General features: G+C 52.4%; 20 protein-coding genes and 1 tRNA gene. 6 read left to right on the top strand and 15 right to left on the bottom strand.

What is annotated here, in order from left to right:
• Positions 1-219 (top strand): hypothetical protein (locus tag F457_RS14080; RefSeq protein ID WP_211209032.1); only part of this gene is annotated, 219 nt, incomplete at its 5' end.
• Positions 220-353: 134 nt separating this feature from the next.
• Here the strand turns inward: F457_RS14080 and F457_RS0104570 are convergent.
• On the bottom strand, positions 354-905 hold the full coding sequence (locus F457_RS0104570) for a DUF192 domain-containing protein (protein WP_018979957.1): 552 nt from the start codon (positions 903-905) through the stop codon (positions 354-356).
• Entirely contained in the window at positions 905-1564 is a 660-nt protein-coding gene (locus tag F457_RS0104565; protein ID WP_018979956.1) for an MBL fold metallo-hydrolase, read from the bottom strand. The genes F457_RS0104570 and F457_RS0104565 overlap by 1 nt, the downstream gene beginning before the upstream one ends.
• 308 nt (positions 1565-1872) lie before the next feature.
• Here F457_RS0104565 and F457_RS0104560 point away from each other — a divergent pair, with 308 nt between their 5' ends.
• Positions 1873-2523: a CHAP domain-containing protein gene (locus F457_RS0104560; protein ID WP_018979955.1), complete on the top strand. Its 651-nt coding sequence runs from the start codon at positions 1873-1875 to the stop codon at positions 2521-2523.
• Positions 2524-2591: 68 nt separating this feature from the next.
• Here F457_RS0104560 and F457_RS0104555 read toward each other — a convergent pair whose 3' ends face one another.
• From F457_RS0104555 to rfaD, 10 genes are all read right to left on the bottom strand, one after another.
• Entirely contained in the window at positions 2592-3047 is a 456-nt protein-coding gene (locus F457_RS0104555; RefSeq protein ID WP_018979954.1) for a 23S rRNA (pseudouridine(1915)-N(3))-methyltransferase RlmH, read from the bottom strand.
• A gap of 9 nt (positions 3048-3056) precedes the next feature.
• Positions 3057-3473 carry a ribosome silencing factor gene (gene rsfS, locus F457_RS0104550; RefSeq protein WP_018979953.1) on the bottom strand — a complete coding sequence of 139 codons (417 nt, stop codon included), beginning with the start codon at positions 3471-3473 and terminating at the stop codon, positions 3057-3059.
• A 17-nt stretch (positions 3474-3490) separates the two neighbouring features.
• Positions 3491-4132 (bottom strand): nicotinate-nucleotide adenylyltransferase, encoded by a 642-nt coding sequence (locus F457_RS0104545; RefSeq protein ID WP_018979952.1) that lies wholly within the window; start codon positions 4130-4132, stop codon positions 3491-3493.
• Positions 4125-5384, bottom strand: a complete 1260-nt coding sequence (locus tag F457_RS0104540) for a glutamate-5-semialdehyde dehydrogenase (RefSeq protein WP_018979951.1) — start codon at positions 5382-5384, stop codon at positions 4125-4127. Before F457_RS0104540 ends, F457_RS0104545 begins: the two co-directional genes overlap by 8 nt.
• A 12-nt stretch (positions 5385-5396) precedes the next feature.
• Positions 5397-6491: a redox-regulated ATPase YchF gene (gene ychF, locus F457_RS0104535; protein WP_018979950.1), complete on the bottom strand. Its 1095-nt coding sequence runs from the start codon at positions 6489-6491 to the stop codon at positions 5397-5399.
• 93 nt (positions 6492-6584) lie between these two features.
• Entirely contained in the window at positions 6585-7160 is a 576-nt protein-coding gene (gene pth, locus F457_RS0104530) for an aminoacyl-tRNA hydrolase (RefSeq protein ID WP_018979949.1), read from the bottom strand.
• Positions 7161-7174: 14 nt separating this feature from the next.
• Positions 7175-7816 (bottom strand): 50S ribosomal protein L25/general stress protein Ctc, encoded by a 642-nt coding sequence (locus F457_RS0104525; protein WP_018979948.1) that lies wholly within the window; start codon positions 7814-7816, stop codon positions 7175-7177.
• Positions 7817-7915: 99 nt separating this feature from the next.
• Positions 7916-8692: a peptidoglycan editing factor PgeF gene (gene pgeF, locus F457_RS0104520; protein WP_018979947.1), complete on the bottom strand. Its 777-nt coding sequence runs from the start codon at positions 8690-8692 to the stop codon at positions 7916-7918.
• Between the two features lie 8 nt (positions 8693-8700).
• Positions 8701-9525: a prolipoprotein diacylglyceryl transferase gene (gene lgt, locus F457_RS0104515; protein ID WP_018979946.1), complete on the bottom strand. Its 825-nt coding sequence runs from the start codon at positions 9523-9525 to the stop codon at positions 8701-8703.
• On the bottom strand, positions 9522-10502 hold the full coding sequence (gene rfaD, locus F457_RS0104510; RefSeq protein WP_018979945.1) for an ADP-glyceromanno-heptose 6-epimerase: 981 nt from the start codon (positions 10500-10502) through the stop codon (positions 9522-9524). The genes lgt and rfaD overlap by 4 nt, the downstream gene beginning before the upstream one ends.
• Before the next feature lie 83 nt (positions 10503-10585).
• On the opposite strand from rfaD, the gene F457_RS0104505 reads away from it, so the two are divergent.
• From F457_RS0104505 to F457_RS0104490, 4 genes are all read left to right on the top strand, one after another.
• The gene (locus F457_RS0104505) at positions 10586-10870 is read left to right on the top strand and encodes an accessory factor UbiK family protein (protein WP_018979944.1); all 285 of its coding nucleotides are present in this window, start codon (positions 10586-10588) and stop codon (positions 10868-10870) included.
• Between the two features lie 40 nt (positions 10871-10910).
• Complete coding sequence (gene proC / locus F457_RS0104500; RefSeq protein WP_018979943.1) at positions 10911-11723, top strand: pyrroline-5-carboxylate reductase; 813 nt, start codon at positions 10911-10913, stop codon at positions 11721-11723.
• Positions 11724-11744: 21 nt separating this feature from the next.
• The gene (locus tag F457_RS0104495) at positions 11745-12389 is read left to right on the top strand and encodes a hypothetical protein (protein ID WP_018979942.1); all 645 of its coding nucleotides are present in this window, start codon (positions 11745-11747) and stop codon (positions 12387-12389) included.
• An 86-nt stretch (positions 12390-12475) separates the two neighbouring features.
• Positions 12476-12550: transfer RNA gene (locus F457_RS0104490), tRNA-Gln, on the top strand.
• A 177-nt stretch (positions 12551-12727) separates the two neighbouring features.
• On the opposite strand, the gene F457_RS0104485 is transcribed toward F457_RS0104490, so the two are convergent.
• From F457_RS0104485 to F457_RS0104475, 3 genes are all read right to left on the bottom strand, one after another.
• A complete protein-coding gene (locus tag F457_RS0104485; RefSeq protein ID WP_156809340.1) occupies positions 12728-13702 on the bottom strand; it encodes a hypothetical protein in 975 nt (324 codons plus the stop codon).
• A 295-nt stretch (positions 13703-13997) separates the two neighbouring features.
• On the bottom strand, positions 13998-16022 hold the full coding sequence (locus tag F457_RS0104480) for an NAD(+) synthase (RefSeq protein ID WP_018979940.1): 2025 nt from the start codon (positions 16020-16022) through the stop codon (positions 13998-14000).
• Positions 16023-16035: 13 nt separating this feature from the next.
• Positions 16036-16560, bottom strand: coding sequence for a disulfide bond formation protein B (locus F457_RS0104475; protein WP_018979939.1), 525 nt, complete (start codon positions 16558-16560; stop codon positions 16036-16038).
• Positions 16561-16565: the final 5 nt, after the last annotated feature.

The following is a 16565-nucleotide window of genomic DNA, read 5'->3' as shown; positions in this document are numbered from 1 at the left end:
AACACTAAAACGCCGCCAATATATCCCTTCCAGTCTCTTCCTAATTCAACTTTCAAAGATCATCTCAACCGGCTAACTCCGCTGCGTCTCCGCTCCAGCGCCGCCGGTGAATGGGCTTATACACCATCAGAAAAACTCAACAACCCCCTAAATGCATTTTTCTTCAAAAAACTGTCATGTTTTTCATATCCAATGGGAAAGTCGCTCGCCATAGCCTGAAAAATCCTAGATTTCAGCCAATTAACCACCACCCCCAACATCACACCTTAAAAAGACATCACACAAAACTCATAGGAGAATCGCTTTAGAGCGATCCTCTTTAAAAAGAAGCCGTGCAAGCATAGGCACGACGCTTATTGTGGTGAAACCTTCGCTCCAAAAGCTATGCTATCGACGCGATCCCCTACGACTAAGCCGAGACGCTCCGTTGTGCCCCCCGGAAGCTCAAGCACACTCCCGACAATACCGTGGCTACTGATAATCCCTTCACTTAACGGAACCGCATTTTCTTCAATAGCGTGAATACGATGGTCTGTGTCGATGAAAACAAGATCAAGCGGAACAAACGTATTACGCATCCACATCGCACTCTCTTGAGGCTTACTCCATAAAAAGAGCATCCCACGATCGGGTGCGATCTGTTTACGGAACATTTCACCGATCTCTTGCTCTTGGGGACTTCGAGCAATTTCTACCGTAAAGCGGTGTGCTTCTCCGTTGTGCCCCGTAATCGTCAGCACCTCTGTCGGAAGCTCTGACTGAGCCTGTGTAATCTCAGCATCTGCACACCCAGCAGAAAACGACAGAGTAGCCCCTGCTATTAAGGCGCACAGCCCCACACGTCTTATAAAGCCTATTCCCATAAGGCACCCTCCCTTTGAATCAATTGTAATCAGAGATGACATCACGCCGAACGCTTTCCTTGAAAGGCTGGGTTTGTGAGGCGTTCTACGCCAATCACCGTTGGCAGACCATGACCGCTTAAAACAATGGTCTCATCAGGCAAACAAAACAGCTTTTGCTCAATATGGCTAAGAAGCTGCTCCATATTGCCGTAAGCAAAGTCGGTTCGTCCCACAGTCCCACGGAACAATGTGTCCCCCACAATAGCCCTTTTGTCTAAACGGTCGATAAACACGACGTGACCAGGTGTATGACCAGGCACATGAGCTACTTCTATATCGTGCCCAAGCAAATGTAAGGTATCGCCATCGCTAAGGTACCGATCTGGCTCAACATGTGTCATGCCAGACAAACCAAAAGCAGCTGCTTGTTTTTCGATAGATTGAAGAAGAAATGCATCCTCGCGAGTGGGGCCCAATATTGGAACAGCTTTCCCTTGGCTCGTTTTTAGAAGATCTCTGAGAGGCCTCGCCCCACCAGCATGGTCAAGATGGCCGTGTGTCAGAAGAATCGCTTCAACATGAAGATGCGCCACCTCTTGAAAGATTCGGTCGCTCTCCCCACCGGGATCAATAATAAAAGCATGCCCTGCTTCATTTGAAAAAATCGTACAATTCTGGCGAAGGGGCGTTACCGGTAATTTTCGTAAGGCCAGCGTCATCACATTTTCTTTCCTATTTAATCAATAAGATAAGGCTATTGCCCATATTCTTTTACGTATTAGCAAAAACAGCCTGTATCTTGTGAAGAGGCCAAATGCTCTTATGAAATAAACCTTCGTGAATATGGTCATTTTTTTGCCATAATAGAAGCCAATGGATTACACATCTCTACCAACAGCGGGAAACAGCCAAAAATAACAGATTTTTTAGGGAGCACATCTTGCTTTCTTAAGAGGAATTCTGATAGGTAGATGCAATCATTTTACATAGCTGGTATGGCGAATTTCGAGCGAATAGGACATCTGCGATGCTGAGACGCGGCAAGAGACTGATTTTTTCTTCCCTTACACTCTCCGCGCTTGTCTTATGCGTTCCTCAGGCTCATGCACGCCATAGCCGGGTTATCCATCATCAGCACGCATTGCACCACACACGCTCTTATCGTCATGTCCTGCAATGTGTCGGCTTCGTCCACCAAGCAACCGATTTCCATATTCGCGGAAACGCCCGTGATTGGTGGCAACGTGCGGCTGGCCTCTACGCACGAGGGAACACACCAGCTTCTGGTGCTGTCCTCAGCTTCCTTCCACGACGTCATATGCGCCTTGGCCATGTCGCTGTGGTTCGCTCTCAAGTTGATAGCCGCACAATCCTTATTGACCAATCTCATTGGGGCCATAATGGGATTGATCGTAACGTCCGCGTTATGGATGTTTCACCGAATAATGACTGGACGGCTGTCCGTGTCGCACTGCGCGGACGCCAAGACAGCTTTGGAAGCATCTATAAAACCCATGGCTTTATCTACAATCGCCCAGAAGGCAAAGCTCCTGTCCAAGGAAACATGCAAGACGTCTTAGCCTCTAACAATGATGGGCTTCAGACAGCGTCTCTTCCTGATGATGCTCCTACGCAGGAAGTTTTTGTTGATGACGCCCCTGATCGTTCCATTCGCTAAGACAGCGCATTCCTGAAAAGAGAAAGGCCTCACTCGTGAAGGAGTGGGGCCTTTTTTTGGCACCTCGTCTAAGGGCGTCCGGCCTTGTGATAAGGGTGACCACTTAAAATGGCTTGAGCTCGAAAAAGCTGCTCTGCCAACATGACGCGCACAAGCATATGCGGCCAGGTAAGCTTCCCAAGCGATAGCAGCGCATCAGCACGCTGCACAACGGCACGATCCAGCCCTTCTGCCCCACCAATCAGGAAGCATAAAGGACGGCCTGTTTCCTGCCATCTCTGATAATGTTGGGCTAATGTGGGGCTATCAATAACTTTCCCGCCCTCATCTAAAGCGATAATGAAGGCATTAGCTGGACATGCCGCTAAAAGAGCGTCAGCCTCGCGCCGTTTTTGCTCTTGGGGCGAACCCTTCCCTTGCGCCACCTCTACAATCGTTAAGGCAGGACGAAGGCGGCCCATATAACGCGTGAGCAAATCGCGCTCAGGGCCTGCTTTAAGCTTACCAACGGCAACAAGCTTCATAAGCTCAACTTAGTGTTGTGTTGAGGAAGACTGACCAACAGTAACTTCCTCATCAGCTTGGTCAAAGTCACTGCCCCACATACGCTCTAGGGCATAAAGCTCGCGACTTTCTGGCATAAAGAGATGAACGATCACATCGCCAGCATCCAGCAACACCCAGTCACTATTCTGGTCGCCTTCAATGCGCACACGCGCCAGATTCTCTTCTCTCAAACGGCGCTCAATATGCTGTGCCATCGCCGCAATCTGACGTTCAGCAACACCAGAAGCGATGATCATACGGTCTGCAAAACCAGCACGACCGACCAAGTCCAATGTAACGATGTTCTCCGCCTTATCTTCATTTAAGCTTTCGGTAATCACCTCAAGCGTACGAGTAAGGGCCTCTTCTGGAGAAAGATCGGTTTGGATAGGCGATGTATTCATAACAGTGATGACGGCTCTCATGTCTGATCAGCGAGGCGGAAATGCCCAGCCTTACGTAATGCTGTAGAAGATATAGCGTTCTGTGCGGCGGAAAGAAACGTCCATCCCGGTTTCCCATGCGTTTTTAATAAAACAGACGCTTCTCGTGGTCGATACCGGCGATGACGCAACACAGATGCAGCCGGCCCTCGTAACGCTGGCATAATGCTACCTGGACGTGGGAATACAACGATAGGAACCAAGTCTGCAAGCCGCCTCCAACGGTGCCAACGTGCAAAATTGGCGAGGCCATCGGCCCCCATCAGCCACACAAATTGGCAATGTGGAAACTGCGTTTTCAACCGAGCAACCGTGCGCACGGTATAACGCTCGCCCATTCTTTGCTCAATATCCGTAGCAACGATGCGCCGCCCATCGGCTATTGCCTGCGCCGTTTTAAGCCGCTTCTTAAAAGGGGCCATCCCACGCGCGGGTTTAAGTGGATTCCCTGGCGATACCATCAACCAGACTTGATCCAGCTGCAAACCACTCAACGCGCGCTTGGCAAGTTGTCGATGCCCTTCATGAGCCGGGTTAAACGACCCTCCGAGAAGGCCAATACGCATCCTACGTCCATCGCCAAAACGCGACACCGCCGTGCAAGGAGGCGCTTTAACCACGCACCTGCCCTTTCCCACGAATTTCGTACCGATAGCTTGTAAGCTGTTCGAGCCCTACAGGGCCGCGTGCATGGAGTCGCCCCGTAGCGATGCCAATTTCGGCACCGAATCCAAACTCACCCCCATCGCAAAACTGCGTTGAGGCATTCCACATCACAACAGCCCCCTCCGTCCCATTCAGGAAGAGTTCAGCGGCTTGCGGGTTTTCCGTTACGATTGCCTCGGTATGACCACTGCCATAGCGTGCAATATGCGCAAGCGCTCCCTCCACATCATCCACCACGGCAATCGAAAGAACTGGCGCGAGCCATTCTGTCGCAAAATCATCCGGCTGAGCTGCAGGAAGAGCAGGCACAATGGCTTGAGCGCGTTTATCCGCTCGAAAAGCGCAGCCCTTTTCACTCATCTCCGCCACTAAGGGCGGCAAAAGAGCCGGAGCGATCACCCGATCGACCAAAAGCGTTTCTGTCGCACCGCAAATACCCGGCCGGCGCAGCTTCGCATTCACCACAATCTGTCGCGCCATCTCTAGGTCAGCATCTTGGTGCACATAGGTATGACAGAGCCCTTCGGCATGGGCTAAAACCGGCACGCGAGCCTCACGCTGCACCCGCTCAACAAGCCCTTTCCCACCGCGTGGGATAATCACATCCACACCGTCCACCGCTTGCAGCAAGGCCCCTACAAGCGCACGATCAGCAGAGGGGAGAATCTGTACAGAGCACGGATCTAACCCCTCTTGGGTAAGCCCTTCAACCATCGCCCGGTGAATTTCACGCGCGGAATGCAGGCTCTCCGCTCCACCACGCAAAATGACGGCATTGCCTGAACGAATGCATAAAGCTGCCGCGTCCGCCCCCACATTAGGGCGGCTTTCGTAGATCATCCCAATCACCCCAAGGGGCACCGCCACACGACGGAACTGCAAACCGTTCGGCTGCGTCCACTCTGCGAGCACGCGTCCAAGCGGATCTGGCAACACAGCAACGGCCTCAACACCGGCAGCCATCGCTTCAATCCGCTCTGGCGTTAGGGTGAGACGATCACGAAAAGCATCATTACGCTCAGCCGATAGACCCATCAGGTCTTTCTGATTGGCGTCTAGCAGGGCGCTCATCCGTGCTCGCAGCACACGAGCAGCCCCGCGCAAAGCCCGTGCCCGCTGTTCATCAGAAGAACGCGACAAAGACGTTGCTGCATGACGAGCAGCCGTTGTCAGAGTCGTTAAAACAGCGGACTCGGAACCAGACATAGGGGTGTACCCTCAGACATTAAAGCGGAAGAGCAAGACATCACCATCCTGCACCACATAGCTTTTCCCTTCAATACGAAGTTTCCCCGCCTCACGTGCGCCGGATTCCCCACCATATTCAATATAATCATCGTAAGCGACGGTTTCGCATGCAATAAAACCACGCTCAAAGTCATTATGAATAACAGCAGCCGCTTGTGGAGCTTTTGTTCCTTCTGTGATGGTCCAAGCACGCGTTTCTTTGGGCCCAACAGTAAAGTAGGTTTGCAGCCCCAAAAGACGGTACCCCGCCGCAATAACGCGATCAAGCCCACTGTCACTCAGACCCAACCCATCTAGGAACTCACCACGCTCTTCACTATCAAGCTGGCTCACTTCGGCTTCAATCGCAGCAGAAACGATGACAACACCGGCCCCTTCTGCTTCAGCACGCTTTTTAACCTCTTCGGAATAACGATTCCCTGTGGCTGCAGAGCCCTCTTCCACATTGCACACGTAAAGCACAGGCTTCGTCGTCATCAACTGCAACCGTGCTGCTTCACGCTCTTGGCCTTTAGGCACCGCTGTACGTGCAGGCTGTCCGTTTTGCAGAGCCTCAATCAGCGGCTTCATCAGCTCAAGCTGCTCTTTCGCTTCACGATCATTCCCGCGAGCGCGCTTTTGCAACGTGACTTCCCGGCGCTCAAGGCTTGCAAGATCAGCCAGCATAAGCTCAGTTTCAATAATCTCCGCATCACGCACAGGGTCCACGCCCCCTTCAACATGCGTAATATCGTCATCATCAAAACAACGCAGCACGTGAATAATCGCGTCCACTTCGCGGATATTAGCGAGAAACTGGTTCCCTAGCCCTTCACCCTTCGACGCGCCACGCACTAAGCCTGCAATATCAACAAACTCAAGGCTTGTTGGGACTTCTTTTTGAGAATGGCCAATCCGTGCCAACTCACCCAGACGCGCATCCGGCACCGCAACACGCCCTGTATTGGGCTCAATCGTGCAGAAAGGATAATTCGCTGATTGCGCAGAAGCCGTCTGCGTCAGGGCGTTGAACAGGGTGGATTTGCCGACATTGGGGAGACCGACGATCCCACAATTGAACCCCATTCGTGCTCTCCATCTTTCTATCAGCGCCGTCTTATACAGTGCGCTGTGGTTATCTCTTTTGAAAACAAGGACTCTTGCTCTTGAGCCCCTTTATTATCCGTTTTGGCGACGTAACGCGACCTTCGTCATAAAAGCATCATGCTGCCCTTGCGCGAGCAGAGGTGCCGCATCGGCAAGATCATCCAACCAATAGCCAAGCTCCGTCCGCTCAGCACTGGCAAAATCACCCAGCACGTAATTATGAACTTTATCACGACTTCCAGGATGACCAATCCCCAAGCGCACACGCCAATAATCTGGCCCGGGTAGGGATTTATCCATCGAACGCAGCCCGTTATGACCTGCAGCCCCTCCGCCACGCTTAATACGCATACGGCCGAAGGCTAAGTCCAACTCATCATGAAAGACGAGAATATCGTGCTGGTCGATTTTATAAAAACGAGCGGCTTGCTGAACACTGTCTCCCGACAGATTCATAAAGGTCATCGGCTTAAGAAGGATGATTTTTTCCCGCCCAATCACGCCTTCAGAAGTTTCCCCCCGGAAACGCTTACGCCACGGGGAAGTCCCGTGGCGCGCAGCGATCGTATCGACCGCCATAAAGCCGATATTGTGGCGGTTGCGGCTCATCCCTGACCCAGGATTGCCGAGTCCGATCCAGAGCTTCACAACCTTATGCCCTCTTACTTATCGCCTTCAGCACTTTCTGCGGATGCCGCTTCGGCTCCTGCCGCTTCAGCAGCATCAGCCTCTTCGTCCACTGTTGGTGGTGCGATAGACGCGATCACGAAGTTCGGGATCTGAAGCATTGGGGTCGCTTTTTCGGTACCCTTCAAGTCATCCCAACGCACATTGTCATGAATGTCGAGCTTGCTGACATCAACAACGAAGTGCTCAGGAATATCTTCCACAGGAACGCGCACATCAACAGTGTGACGAGCGATGTTCAATGCACCACCACGTTTAATGCCTGGGGACTCTTCTTCACCTTCAAAGACGATACCGACCTGAACATGAACCTTCTGGCCAGCAACCAGACGCAGGAAGTCGATGTGCAATGCCGCATCACTGACAGGGTGGAACTGAATGTCACGGATCAGGGCACGAACTTCTTCACCACCGATCTCGAAACGATACAGGCGGGACTGCCAACCACCACGCTGCAGCTCTTTCATGATGATGCGCGGGTCGATCGAAATCAGGTTCGGCTCTTTTTTACCGCCATACACCACGCCTGGCACCATGCCATCACGTCTCGTGGCGCGCGCTGCCCCCTTACCTGCTTTCGCGCGCTCGGAGATATTGAGGTTTGTCAATTTAACCACTTTATTACGCTCCTGCGTCTAAAAATTCCAATCCCTATGGCCTCCAGGGGTGCCAATAGGTGCGTTCGCACTAAACGACTTTGAGGAAAAAAACAATGTTTATTCGCCCATCCCCCGCGAAAAAGCCCCGATAGCAGAGAGCTGGCGCCCTGTGCGCGCATCTCCTGCTAAGCACGCTTGGCGATGGCTAAAGAACCGTGCATCTTCACGTGTATCTACCTCCAAGCTCTCAACCTGAACGCCTGCACAAAGCTGCAAACGCCACGCACAAAAACCAGGAAGATCAAAAAAAGCATGACGTAGCCGCAAAGCCGAGGAGAAAAAACGCTCCGCTTGAGGGTGCTGCGCAACGATCTCTGCTTTCATCTCCTCGCCAATTTCATAGGAGCTTTGGGCAATACACGGACCAATAGCTGCTTTGATCTCTCCAGCGCCTAAAGCACGCATGCTCTGTACAGTCGCCTCAAGCACACCTCCAACCGCGCCGCGCCACCCGGCATGGGCCGCACCAACAACACGCCCATCATGGGAAGAGAACAGCACAGGCGCACAATCGGCTGTCATCACGCTCAGCACCACATCTAAGCGCGTACTCACCAAGGCATCAGCTTGCGGGCGCTCTGCCACAGACCATAACGGCATTTCGTCATCCACCGTGATAACGTGAACGCCGTGCACTTGCTCCATACTCAGCAACGCTTCTGGGGACACGCGCATATGCGCGGCATAGCGCCGCCAGTTTTCCGCGAGAGCGTCGGGATGATCGGCCGTGTTCCAGCCAGCGTTCAACGTCTCATAAGGCGGGGCTGACACGCCTCCCTCACGTGTAAAGAACGCATGCTCCACCGGCAAAGAGGGCGCGGACAAACACGGCACTATGTCTCTCATGACGGTTCATCCAACGCTAAAGGCGCGCGCTTAAATGAGCTGCTCATGAGCCATAAGCCAAACAACGCCATCGGAATACAGAGAAGCTGCCCCATCGTGATGTGACCCGCTAAGAAACCAATATTCGCATCCGGCTCGCGGAAAAGCTCACAAAAAGCACGAGCACAGGCATAACCGAATAGAAACAAGCCCGATAGAAAGCCTGGACGCTGCCGGATCGAGATTTTCCCAGCTGTCACCAACATGACGATGAGGAGCAACACGCCTTCAGTCAGAGCTTCATAAAGTTCAGAAGGATGACGCGGTTCCGGCCCAACAGCAGGAAAGACCATCGCCCATGGCACGCCCGGCCCTGCTGGACGCCCCCATAGCTCGCCATTGATGAAATTCGCACACCGTCCCAAAGCCAGACCAATCGGCACAACCGGGACGATACGATCTGCAAACGCCAAAAAGCTAAGCTGACGCCGCCACGCAAAGATCGCCATAGCGATAATGACGCCAAGCGCCCCACCATGAAAGGACATGCCGCCCTTCCATGTCTGCACAATCTCTAAAGGATGATAAAGAAAAAAGAGCGGACGATAAAACAGCACATAGCCCAACCGTCCCCCAAAAAGAACGCCAAGCACGGCATAGAACAAGAAATCATCCACCGCTTCACGGTCTGCCACCTTTGGGGGAAGCGTCATAAGAATACGCGCAACAGGCAGCGCCATAATAAACGCCACGATATAGGCTAAAGCGTACCAGCGTACGACTAATGGGCCAAGGTGAAACGCAATTGGGTCAATCGCAGGGAAGATCAGCGGTGCGCTCACAAATAGTACCTTTCATTGGCAAGATAATCGTCAATATAACGAGCGACCCCTTCTTCAAGCGAGGTAAAACTCTCTTGATAGCCAGCACGCCGCAACGCGCTCATATCAGCGCATGTATAGGACTGATATTGCCCACGCAAAGAAACCGGCATGTCGATAAACTCAATATCACGCGCTTTGCCAGCAGCGTCACACACGGCATAGGCAAGGTCACGATAGCTTCGCGCTTGCCCTGTGCCGCAGTTAAACAAGCCACTGACGGAGGGGTGCTTCCACAACCACAGCAAAACCTTGACCACATCACCAACCCAAATGAAGTCTCGCTTTTGCTGGCCATCCTCCAAGCCCGGCACGTCGGAGCGGAAAAGGCGTGCAGTTTCCCCCCGCCTCAGCTCGTCATATTTCACCTTAACGACCGAAAGCATCGTGCCCTTATGATATTCATTAGGGCCGTAAACATTGAAAAATTTTAGCCCCGCCCATTGAGGTGGATGAGGCAGGCCGCCCTCAATCTGGTCTCGCACCCAAAGGTCAAACGCCTGTTTAGACCAGCCATAAAGATTAAGCGGACGCAGCGTATCAATAGCCCCAAACCCATCACGGAACCCTCCGTCATGGCTTGTCCCACCATAGGTCGCCGCTGAAGAAGCATAAATAAAAGGCACTTGCCTATGTGTGCACCAGAGCCACAAAAATTGTGACAAAGCGACGTTACTTTCCCACACGAGGTCACCATCACGCGCTGTGGTCGCGCTGATCGCTCCAAGGTGGAAAACAGCCGTGATCTCCTCTGCCTCTTCCAGAAAAGAAGGGAACGCTTCAGGGGACACGAGTTGGTGTGGTGGATGAGTCGCTAAATTGCGCCACTTCCCCTGATCACGCAAACGGTCCACAATGACGATTTGCTCCCCTCGCTGATAGAGGGCTTCCTGAAGACACGAACCAATGAATCCGGCACCGCCGGTGACGATAATCATTCTTGTTGTATAGTCTGGACATCCGCAGGTTCCAACAACCAACATAGGCATGCGTCCAGCACGGACATTAAGGAGAGTTTTCTATGGCTGACCGTCCCCGTTTTTTTGATGATCTCACCGGTTTTGCCGGTACCGCCTTTTCCGCTATGACAGGAGCACGTGAAGAGGTGCATTCACTCGTTCGTAGCCGCGTTGATGAAATCCTTTATTCTCTCAACCTCGTCCGTCGTGATGAGTTTGACGCCGTCCAAGAAATGGCTAGTCGCGCGCGTTTGGCTCAGGAACGCAGCGAGAGTCGCCTTACTGAACTCGAAGACCGCCTTAATGATTTAGAACAAACGCTCACAGAACCTTCCTCTGAGCGTTAAGTCCACTCTCCTTTCCCCTCTTTTTGTCGGAGACACTCTTATGACCTCCCCAAACGTGCTTCTTATCGGCTGCGGCAAAATGGGCGGCGCCCTTGCACAAGGCTGGATGGCCGCTCAAAACCCACCAAAGCTCATGGTGTTAGACCGCAAGCTGCAACAAGCCCCCGGTGATAGCCCCATTGTCCGCGCAGCATCAGACATTCCTGCCGATTTCCAGCCTGACATCATTGTCCTCGCTGTAAAACCAGCTGGTGCTGATGCTATGCTGGCTACTCTCCGCGATGCCCTCGGTGAACGCCTCCATAAGTCAGCACTCCTCTCTGTCATGGCTGGCAAAACATGCGACCACCTCGCTCAAGCATGCGGATGGGATGATATGGCCGTCATTCGTACAATGCCGAACACCCCATCCAGCGTTGGAGCCGGCACAACAGGGCTTTATGCCTCCCCTCATGTCTCTGAAGCGCAAAAGCAGATCGCGATCACATTGATGAAACAGGTCGGTACGGTGGTTCCCGTTTCACGTGAAACCGACCTTCGCAGCATCATCGCCATTGCGGGGTCAGCTCCAGCTTATATCTTTTTCCTCACCGAGCTGCTGGAAAAAACGGGCGTTGAGCTGGGACTAACGGCCGAACAATCACGTGAATTAGCCCGCAGCATGATGTATGGTGCAGGCAAAATGCTACATGACCTGCCTGAAGACGCGTCAACATTGCGCAAAAATGTCACCAGCCCAAATGGCACAACCGCTGCTGCCTTGGCCGTCTTTATGGACGAGAATAACTGGCCACGCACAGTAAAACTCGCCGCTCAGGCCGCTGTGCGCCGGTCAGAAGAGCTCGATAACTGACCTAGAGGAGCCCCCATCGCCATGACGGCTGCAATTGATCCTAAAGTGCTCGACCATGCCTTGATCGAATCTGCCCTCTTCCTGGTTGGGCAGCACGGATGGCACCGCCTGTCTCTCGTTGAGGCCGCACGCGATGCAGGCCTCCCCGTGGACCAAGTGCGGGCACGCTACCCTTTCAAAGCATGCGTGCTTACAGCACTCAGCCGTCTGGCCGATGAAGCCGCTTTACAAGGAGATCACGAAGGCCTTCCCCTTCGTGATGTGCTCTTTGATCTACTCATGCGTCGTTTTGATGTTTTCCAAGAGCATCGCACAGGCTTGCGCACTGTGCTGCACACTCTTCCACGAGACCCCGCCCTTGCCGCTCTTATCGCGACAGCAACGCTTGATAGCCTCCGTTGGGTAGCAGACTATGCAGGGCTAGACCGACGCGGCCTCAGTGGAGCAATACGTCTCAACAGTTTGGGCGTTGTATGGACACATGCCGTTCGCGCTTGGGAAAAAGATGACACGCCCGACCTGAGCAGCACCATGAATGCTCTTGACCATGCCTTAAACCGCGCAGAACGTTTTGGCATGCTAAAATCTCTCTATACGCAAGAGACAGAGGGAGACACAGAAGAAGACAGTGGCCTACCAGATTACGTCCCAGCTGAAGATGAGTAACAGCTTTATGGACGTATTTTTTCTAAAAATAATATTTTCTTCCCCCTTTACGGCACGATAGGTTCAAGCTAAAAGATCCTCATCGTTGGGATGTAGCCAAGCGGTAAGGCAGCGGATTTTGATTCCGCCATGCGGAGGTTCGAATCCTCCCATCCCAGCCAATTTTCCTAAAAATATCATCAGAAGATGCGAATTCCCTAAGGGAATATCGTTATGCTCGTTTTCTCTAACCTAATACGTTTAGGCGACAGGCTTATTCTGAGCATAAAAAAGCCCACCATACATAGATGGCGGGCCTTTAGTCGTATATCTCAACCGATTCCAGAGGAATCTACGGATTAAAATCCGTGGAAGTCCGTTGGTTTCAGGTGCGTTGTATGTAGGAAGGTAATCTTTGTCTGGTCATCCAAACTAATCGTCGTATCTCCACCACTCACGGTTGAAGAATCGAGGATATGCTGGATATTCCCCATGTTCGAAGACGAAATACCAACCTTGTTTCCAGCGGCACTACCAAAGTCCGTAATCGTGTATTGCCCGCCTTTATCATTCAAGAACTGGAACAGGTTCGGCGCCCCACTTCCCCCTGACAATGTCGCAGCATCATGTTCATTCATATTATGGACACTGATAGTATCAGAAGCAGAGCCACCCTGCACGGTGTCCCCATTTCCAACATTCGCAACAAGGGAATTATGAGACGACGATGCATCAAAGAGAATATGCCCTCCGCCTCCGGTCGTGTCTTTACTATCAAAATGAGTAATCCCCTTAGAATCGGGCTGCTCACCATTAAAGTAAAGCTGCGTTGCACCTTGGTTGGTTCCCACATAATGATAGGTACTATTACCCGTCCCATAGATGCTTGCATTCTCGGATTGAAGAACGGTATCTCCCGAGCCGCCCAAGAACGTTAGAGGCCCATTAACGGTGATATGGTTACCACTTCCCCCGTTAACCTGCAGATTACCTGCAGCAGAAATCGTATCCTGAATACCACCCGTTATCGTATCATTATTGCCGACATGGACATTGTTCCGGCCCGCAGAACTATCATTAACAGAGGTATTATTCGCGTACTCAAATGTACCATTCGACTGCGTAATAGTCCCTGCTGAATTAACAGCTCCAGGCACTGTATCCGCACTCGTAGCCGTTGAAGAACTGTCATCCGACCGCGTCGCCACGGCGGACTGCTCAAACGCACGCCCCATCGAACGCTCAAATGCGCGCCCCATACGACCCGAGTTCTGCCCAGAAAATGGAACAGAGAACGGCCTGTTAGAACCGCCAATAACAGTGACGACTGGCATAAACCCTCCTCTCTCATTAATGAGCAATGCCCGACAATAATACGCCCCTCACGGGGAAACGCGAATGACAAAAGCCATTATGGGCATTTTTTTCGGGTGAACTAGCCTATAATAGCGCTCCCCTAGAGGGAGTTTTCTATGCCACTTTGATGACCTAACGCTAAGATAGTCGGTAAAAAAATAATTTTCAAGTTTCTAACATAAGCTTTCTAAAAAACGAAGAGACAATATCCTCCTATAAAAAATTTTAAAAACAACCTACCTCCACTGTTTCTTTCAGAAATTTACCCGCCCTTCACTCGCAAATCCCGTCAAGAGACCGCAGCCATAAAGAGGCTTGCCCATCTGACGGCGCACGCCAATCACCACGCGGTGAAAGAGAGCCCCCTGCAACAACTTTCGGCCCATTGGGCATGGCCGAACGCTTAAACTGGCTACTTCCAAAAAAACGCCTTACAAAAACTCGCATCCAACGCACGATCTCAGAAAGCTCATAAGAAACACGCTTATCGAGCGGATAATGGACAGGCCACTCCCCTCTTGTGACATTGCTCCATGCTTTTTCCTGCAAAAAAGCAATCCGTCGAGGAGAGAATCCATAACGCAACACGTAATAAAGCGTGAAGTCTTGTAGCGGATACGGCCCAATCATCTGCTCTGTGCTCTGCACGCCAGCTCCTTGGTCAGGAACAAGCTCAGGCGAGATCTCTGCATTCACAATCGCCTCAAGCGCATCACGACATTCTTCTGAAAAATGACCATCCTGACGCGCAGCCCAGCGAATCACATGTTGAATAAGCGTTTTTGGCAAACCCGCATTGACATTATAATGCGCCATCTGGTCGCCCACACCATAGGTGCACCACCCCAACGCCAGCTCCGACAAATCACCCGTGCCAATGACAATCCCTTGATGATGGTTCGCTAAACGGAAAAGAAAATCCGTGCGGAGCCCCGCCTGAACATTTTCAAAGGTCACGTCATACACCGCTTCACCACGCGCAAAAGGGTGCTCTATCGCTGCCAACATCGCCTGTGCTGTATCGCGAATATCCAGTACACCTCCATCAACAGCCAGACTATTCATAAGCTGATGAGCAAGACCTAAACTCTCTTCCCCTGTTGCAAAACCCGGCATTGTCCGCGCTAAAACCGCCTGTCGTGGCCACCCCATCGCATCGGCAGCCCTTACGGCCACAAGTAACGCTAATGCACTATCCAGCCCACCAGAGACACCGATGATCATCCGTTTCGCATGAGCGGCCTTCAGCCGTTGGCACAGGGCTTGCACCTGAATATGCCACGCCTCCTCACAGTCCTGATCTAAACGCTGCACATGCGACGGCACGAAAGGGAACCGCGCGACCGTGCGCATCAAGCCACGATCCTTCACCTCTGGCGCTAAAGTAAACCCAATACGTCGATACGTCTCTTCTTTCGGTGCAAAATACCCGCTACGCGTCCGCTCCTGACGCAGCTTAACTAAATCAACATCGGCCAAAAGCTGCGTTGCGTCTTCTTGAAAGCGTGGGGAAGAAGCCAATGTTTCACCCGCCTCATGCACCGTCAGCTGCCCATCCCAGGCCAAATCTGTTGTGGATTCCCCCACACTCGCCGCCGCATAAAGATACGCACTCATGGTGCGCATTGATTGTGACGCACAGAGAAGAGCACGCTCTTCTGCCCGACCTACCGTCACAGGAGAGGCGGAAAGGTTAGCCAGAACCGTGGCGCCAGCTTGGGCATGCTGCGTACTAGGCGGTGACGGCGCCCAAAGATCTTCGCAAATTTCAACGCCCAGCGTCAGGCCGTCCACATCCTTTGCCGCGAAAAGCAAATCCGTCCCAAAAGGAATATCCTCCCCCCACAGACGAATTGTCCCTCGGCACTCCAGCCCGCTTGAAAAATAGCGCGGCTCATAAAACTCGCGATAGCGCGGCAAAAAACTCTTCGGCACCACTCCTAAGAGGCGCCCACGATGGATAATCACCGCACAATTATACAACGCATCCCCGCGCCGTAAGGGGGCCCCCACAACTCCCACACTCATCAAAGACCGGCTTGCATCAACCAGCACCGACAAGGCTTGCTCAACATCCTCTTGGACAGCTTGCTGAAAATGAAGATCGTCCAGCGTGTAGCCACTCAAGCTCAGCTCGGGGAACACGGCTACCGCCGCCCCTTGCTCCGCACAGCGTCGCCACGCTTGCTCAATCGTGCGGGCATTATGCTGCGGGTCAGCCAAAACCACAGGCACTGTACAGGCCGCAACACGTGCAAAACCTTGTTGATAGAGACAATGGAAATGCGACGCTGTCATAAACCGTGCCTTATTAATGCTGACGCTTCACGTCACGAAAGAGGTGGCGCAACCCCCATAACGACAAAATAAAAACGCCAAATGCATAAACCCCCGACAGGGTCGTAAGAGAAATCGGCAAGCCGAAAGGATAGTCAGGGAGGTCGCAGGGTTTCGCAGGACGAAGCGGCATCGTCTTCATCCAATTTTCAAAGCTCTGGCCATACACAGCATGAGCCTGACATTCCGCAGCCGGGCTGGGCCACCATCCCTGCTCCACACCTATATGCATGACAGACAACCCCACGCTGACCAGCACACACAAAACCCCAAGCAACGCAGGCCACCGCGCGTAACGTGGGCCAAGCACAAGAACGAGCACTCCAAAGGCGATCAACACCTTCCAAGGCCGTCGCTCCCACAAGCACAACTCACATGGTACAAGATGTAAAATATGCTCGGCGCCCATCGCCACAAGCAACGCGAAAAGGCCAGACAACACAAAGAGACCGCCAATCATCCATACGCTTTTGAACTGACCTGTTTTCAATAACAACATCGCGC

It is taken from the genome of Saccharibacter floricola DSM 15669, assembly GCF_000378165.1.
Classification (GTDB): Bacteria; Pseudomonadota; Alphaproteobacteria; order Acetobacterales; family Acetobacteraceae; genus Saccharibacter; species Saccharibacter floricola.
The sequence above is the reverse complement of the archived record's forward strand: the minus strand, read 5'-3'. Positions and strand labels throughout refer to the sequence as shown.

Coding starts and splice junctions, on each gene's coding strand:
- F457_RS0104570 (WP_018979957.1), bottom strand. CDS start 905: ATGTCATCTCTGATTACAATTGATTCAAAGGGAGGGTGCCTTATGGGA.
- F457_RS0104565 (WP_018979956.1), bottom strand. CDS start 1,564: ATGACGCTGGCCTTACGAAAATTACCGGTAACGCCCCTTCGCCAGAAT.
- F457_RS0104560 (WP_018979955.1), top strand. CDS start 1,873: ATGCTGAGACGCGGCAAGAGACTGATTTTTTCTTCCCTTACACTCTCC.
- F457_RS0104555 (WP_018979954.1), bottom strand. CDS start 3,047: ATGAAGCTTGTTGCCGTTGGTAAGCTTAAAGCAGGCCCTGAGCGCGAT.
- rsfS (WP_018979953.1), bottom strand. CDS start 3,473: ATGAATACATCGCCTATCCAAACCGATCTTTCTCCAGAAGAGGCCCTT.
- F457_RS0104540 (WP_018979951.1), bottom strand. CDS start 5,384: ATGTCTGGTTCCGAGTCCGCTGTTTTAACGACTCTGACAACGGCTGCT.
- ychF (WP_018979950.1), bottom strand. CDS start 6,491: ATGGGGTTCAATTGTGGGATCGTCGGTCTCCCCAATGTCGGCAAATCC.
- rfaD (WP_018979945.1), bottom strand. CDS start 10,502: ATGATTATCGTCACCGGCGGTGCCGGATTCATTGGTTCGTGTCTTCAG.
- F457_RS0104505 (WP_018979944.1), top strand. CDS start 10,586: ATGGCTGACCGTCCCCGTTTTTTTGATGATCTCACCGGTTTTGCCGGT.
- proC (WP_018979943.1), top strand. CDS start 10,911: ATGACCTCCCCAAACGTGCTTCTTATCGGCTGCGGCAAAATGGGCGGC.
- F457_RS0104495 (WP_018979942.1), top strand. CDS start 11,745: ATGACGGCTGCAATTGATCCTAAAGTGCTCGACCATGCCTTGATCGAA.
- F457_RS0104485 (WP_156809340.1), bottom strand. CDS start 13,702: ATGCCAGTCGTCACTGTTATTGGCGGTTCTAACAGGCCGTTCTCTGTT.
- F457_RS0104480 (WP_018979940.1), bottom strand. CDS start 16,022: ATGACAGCGTCGCATTTCCATTGTCTCTATCAACAAGGTTTTGCACGT.
- F457_RS0104475 (WP_018979939.1), bottom strand. CDS start 16,560: ATGTTGTTATTGAAAACAGGTCAGTTCAAAAGCGTATGGATGATTGGC.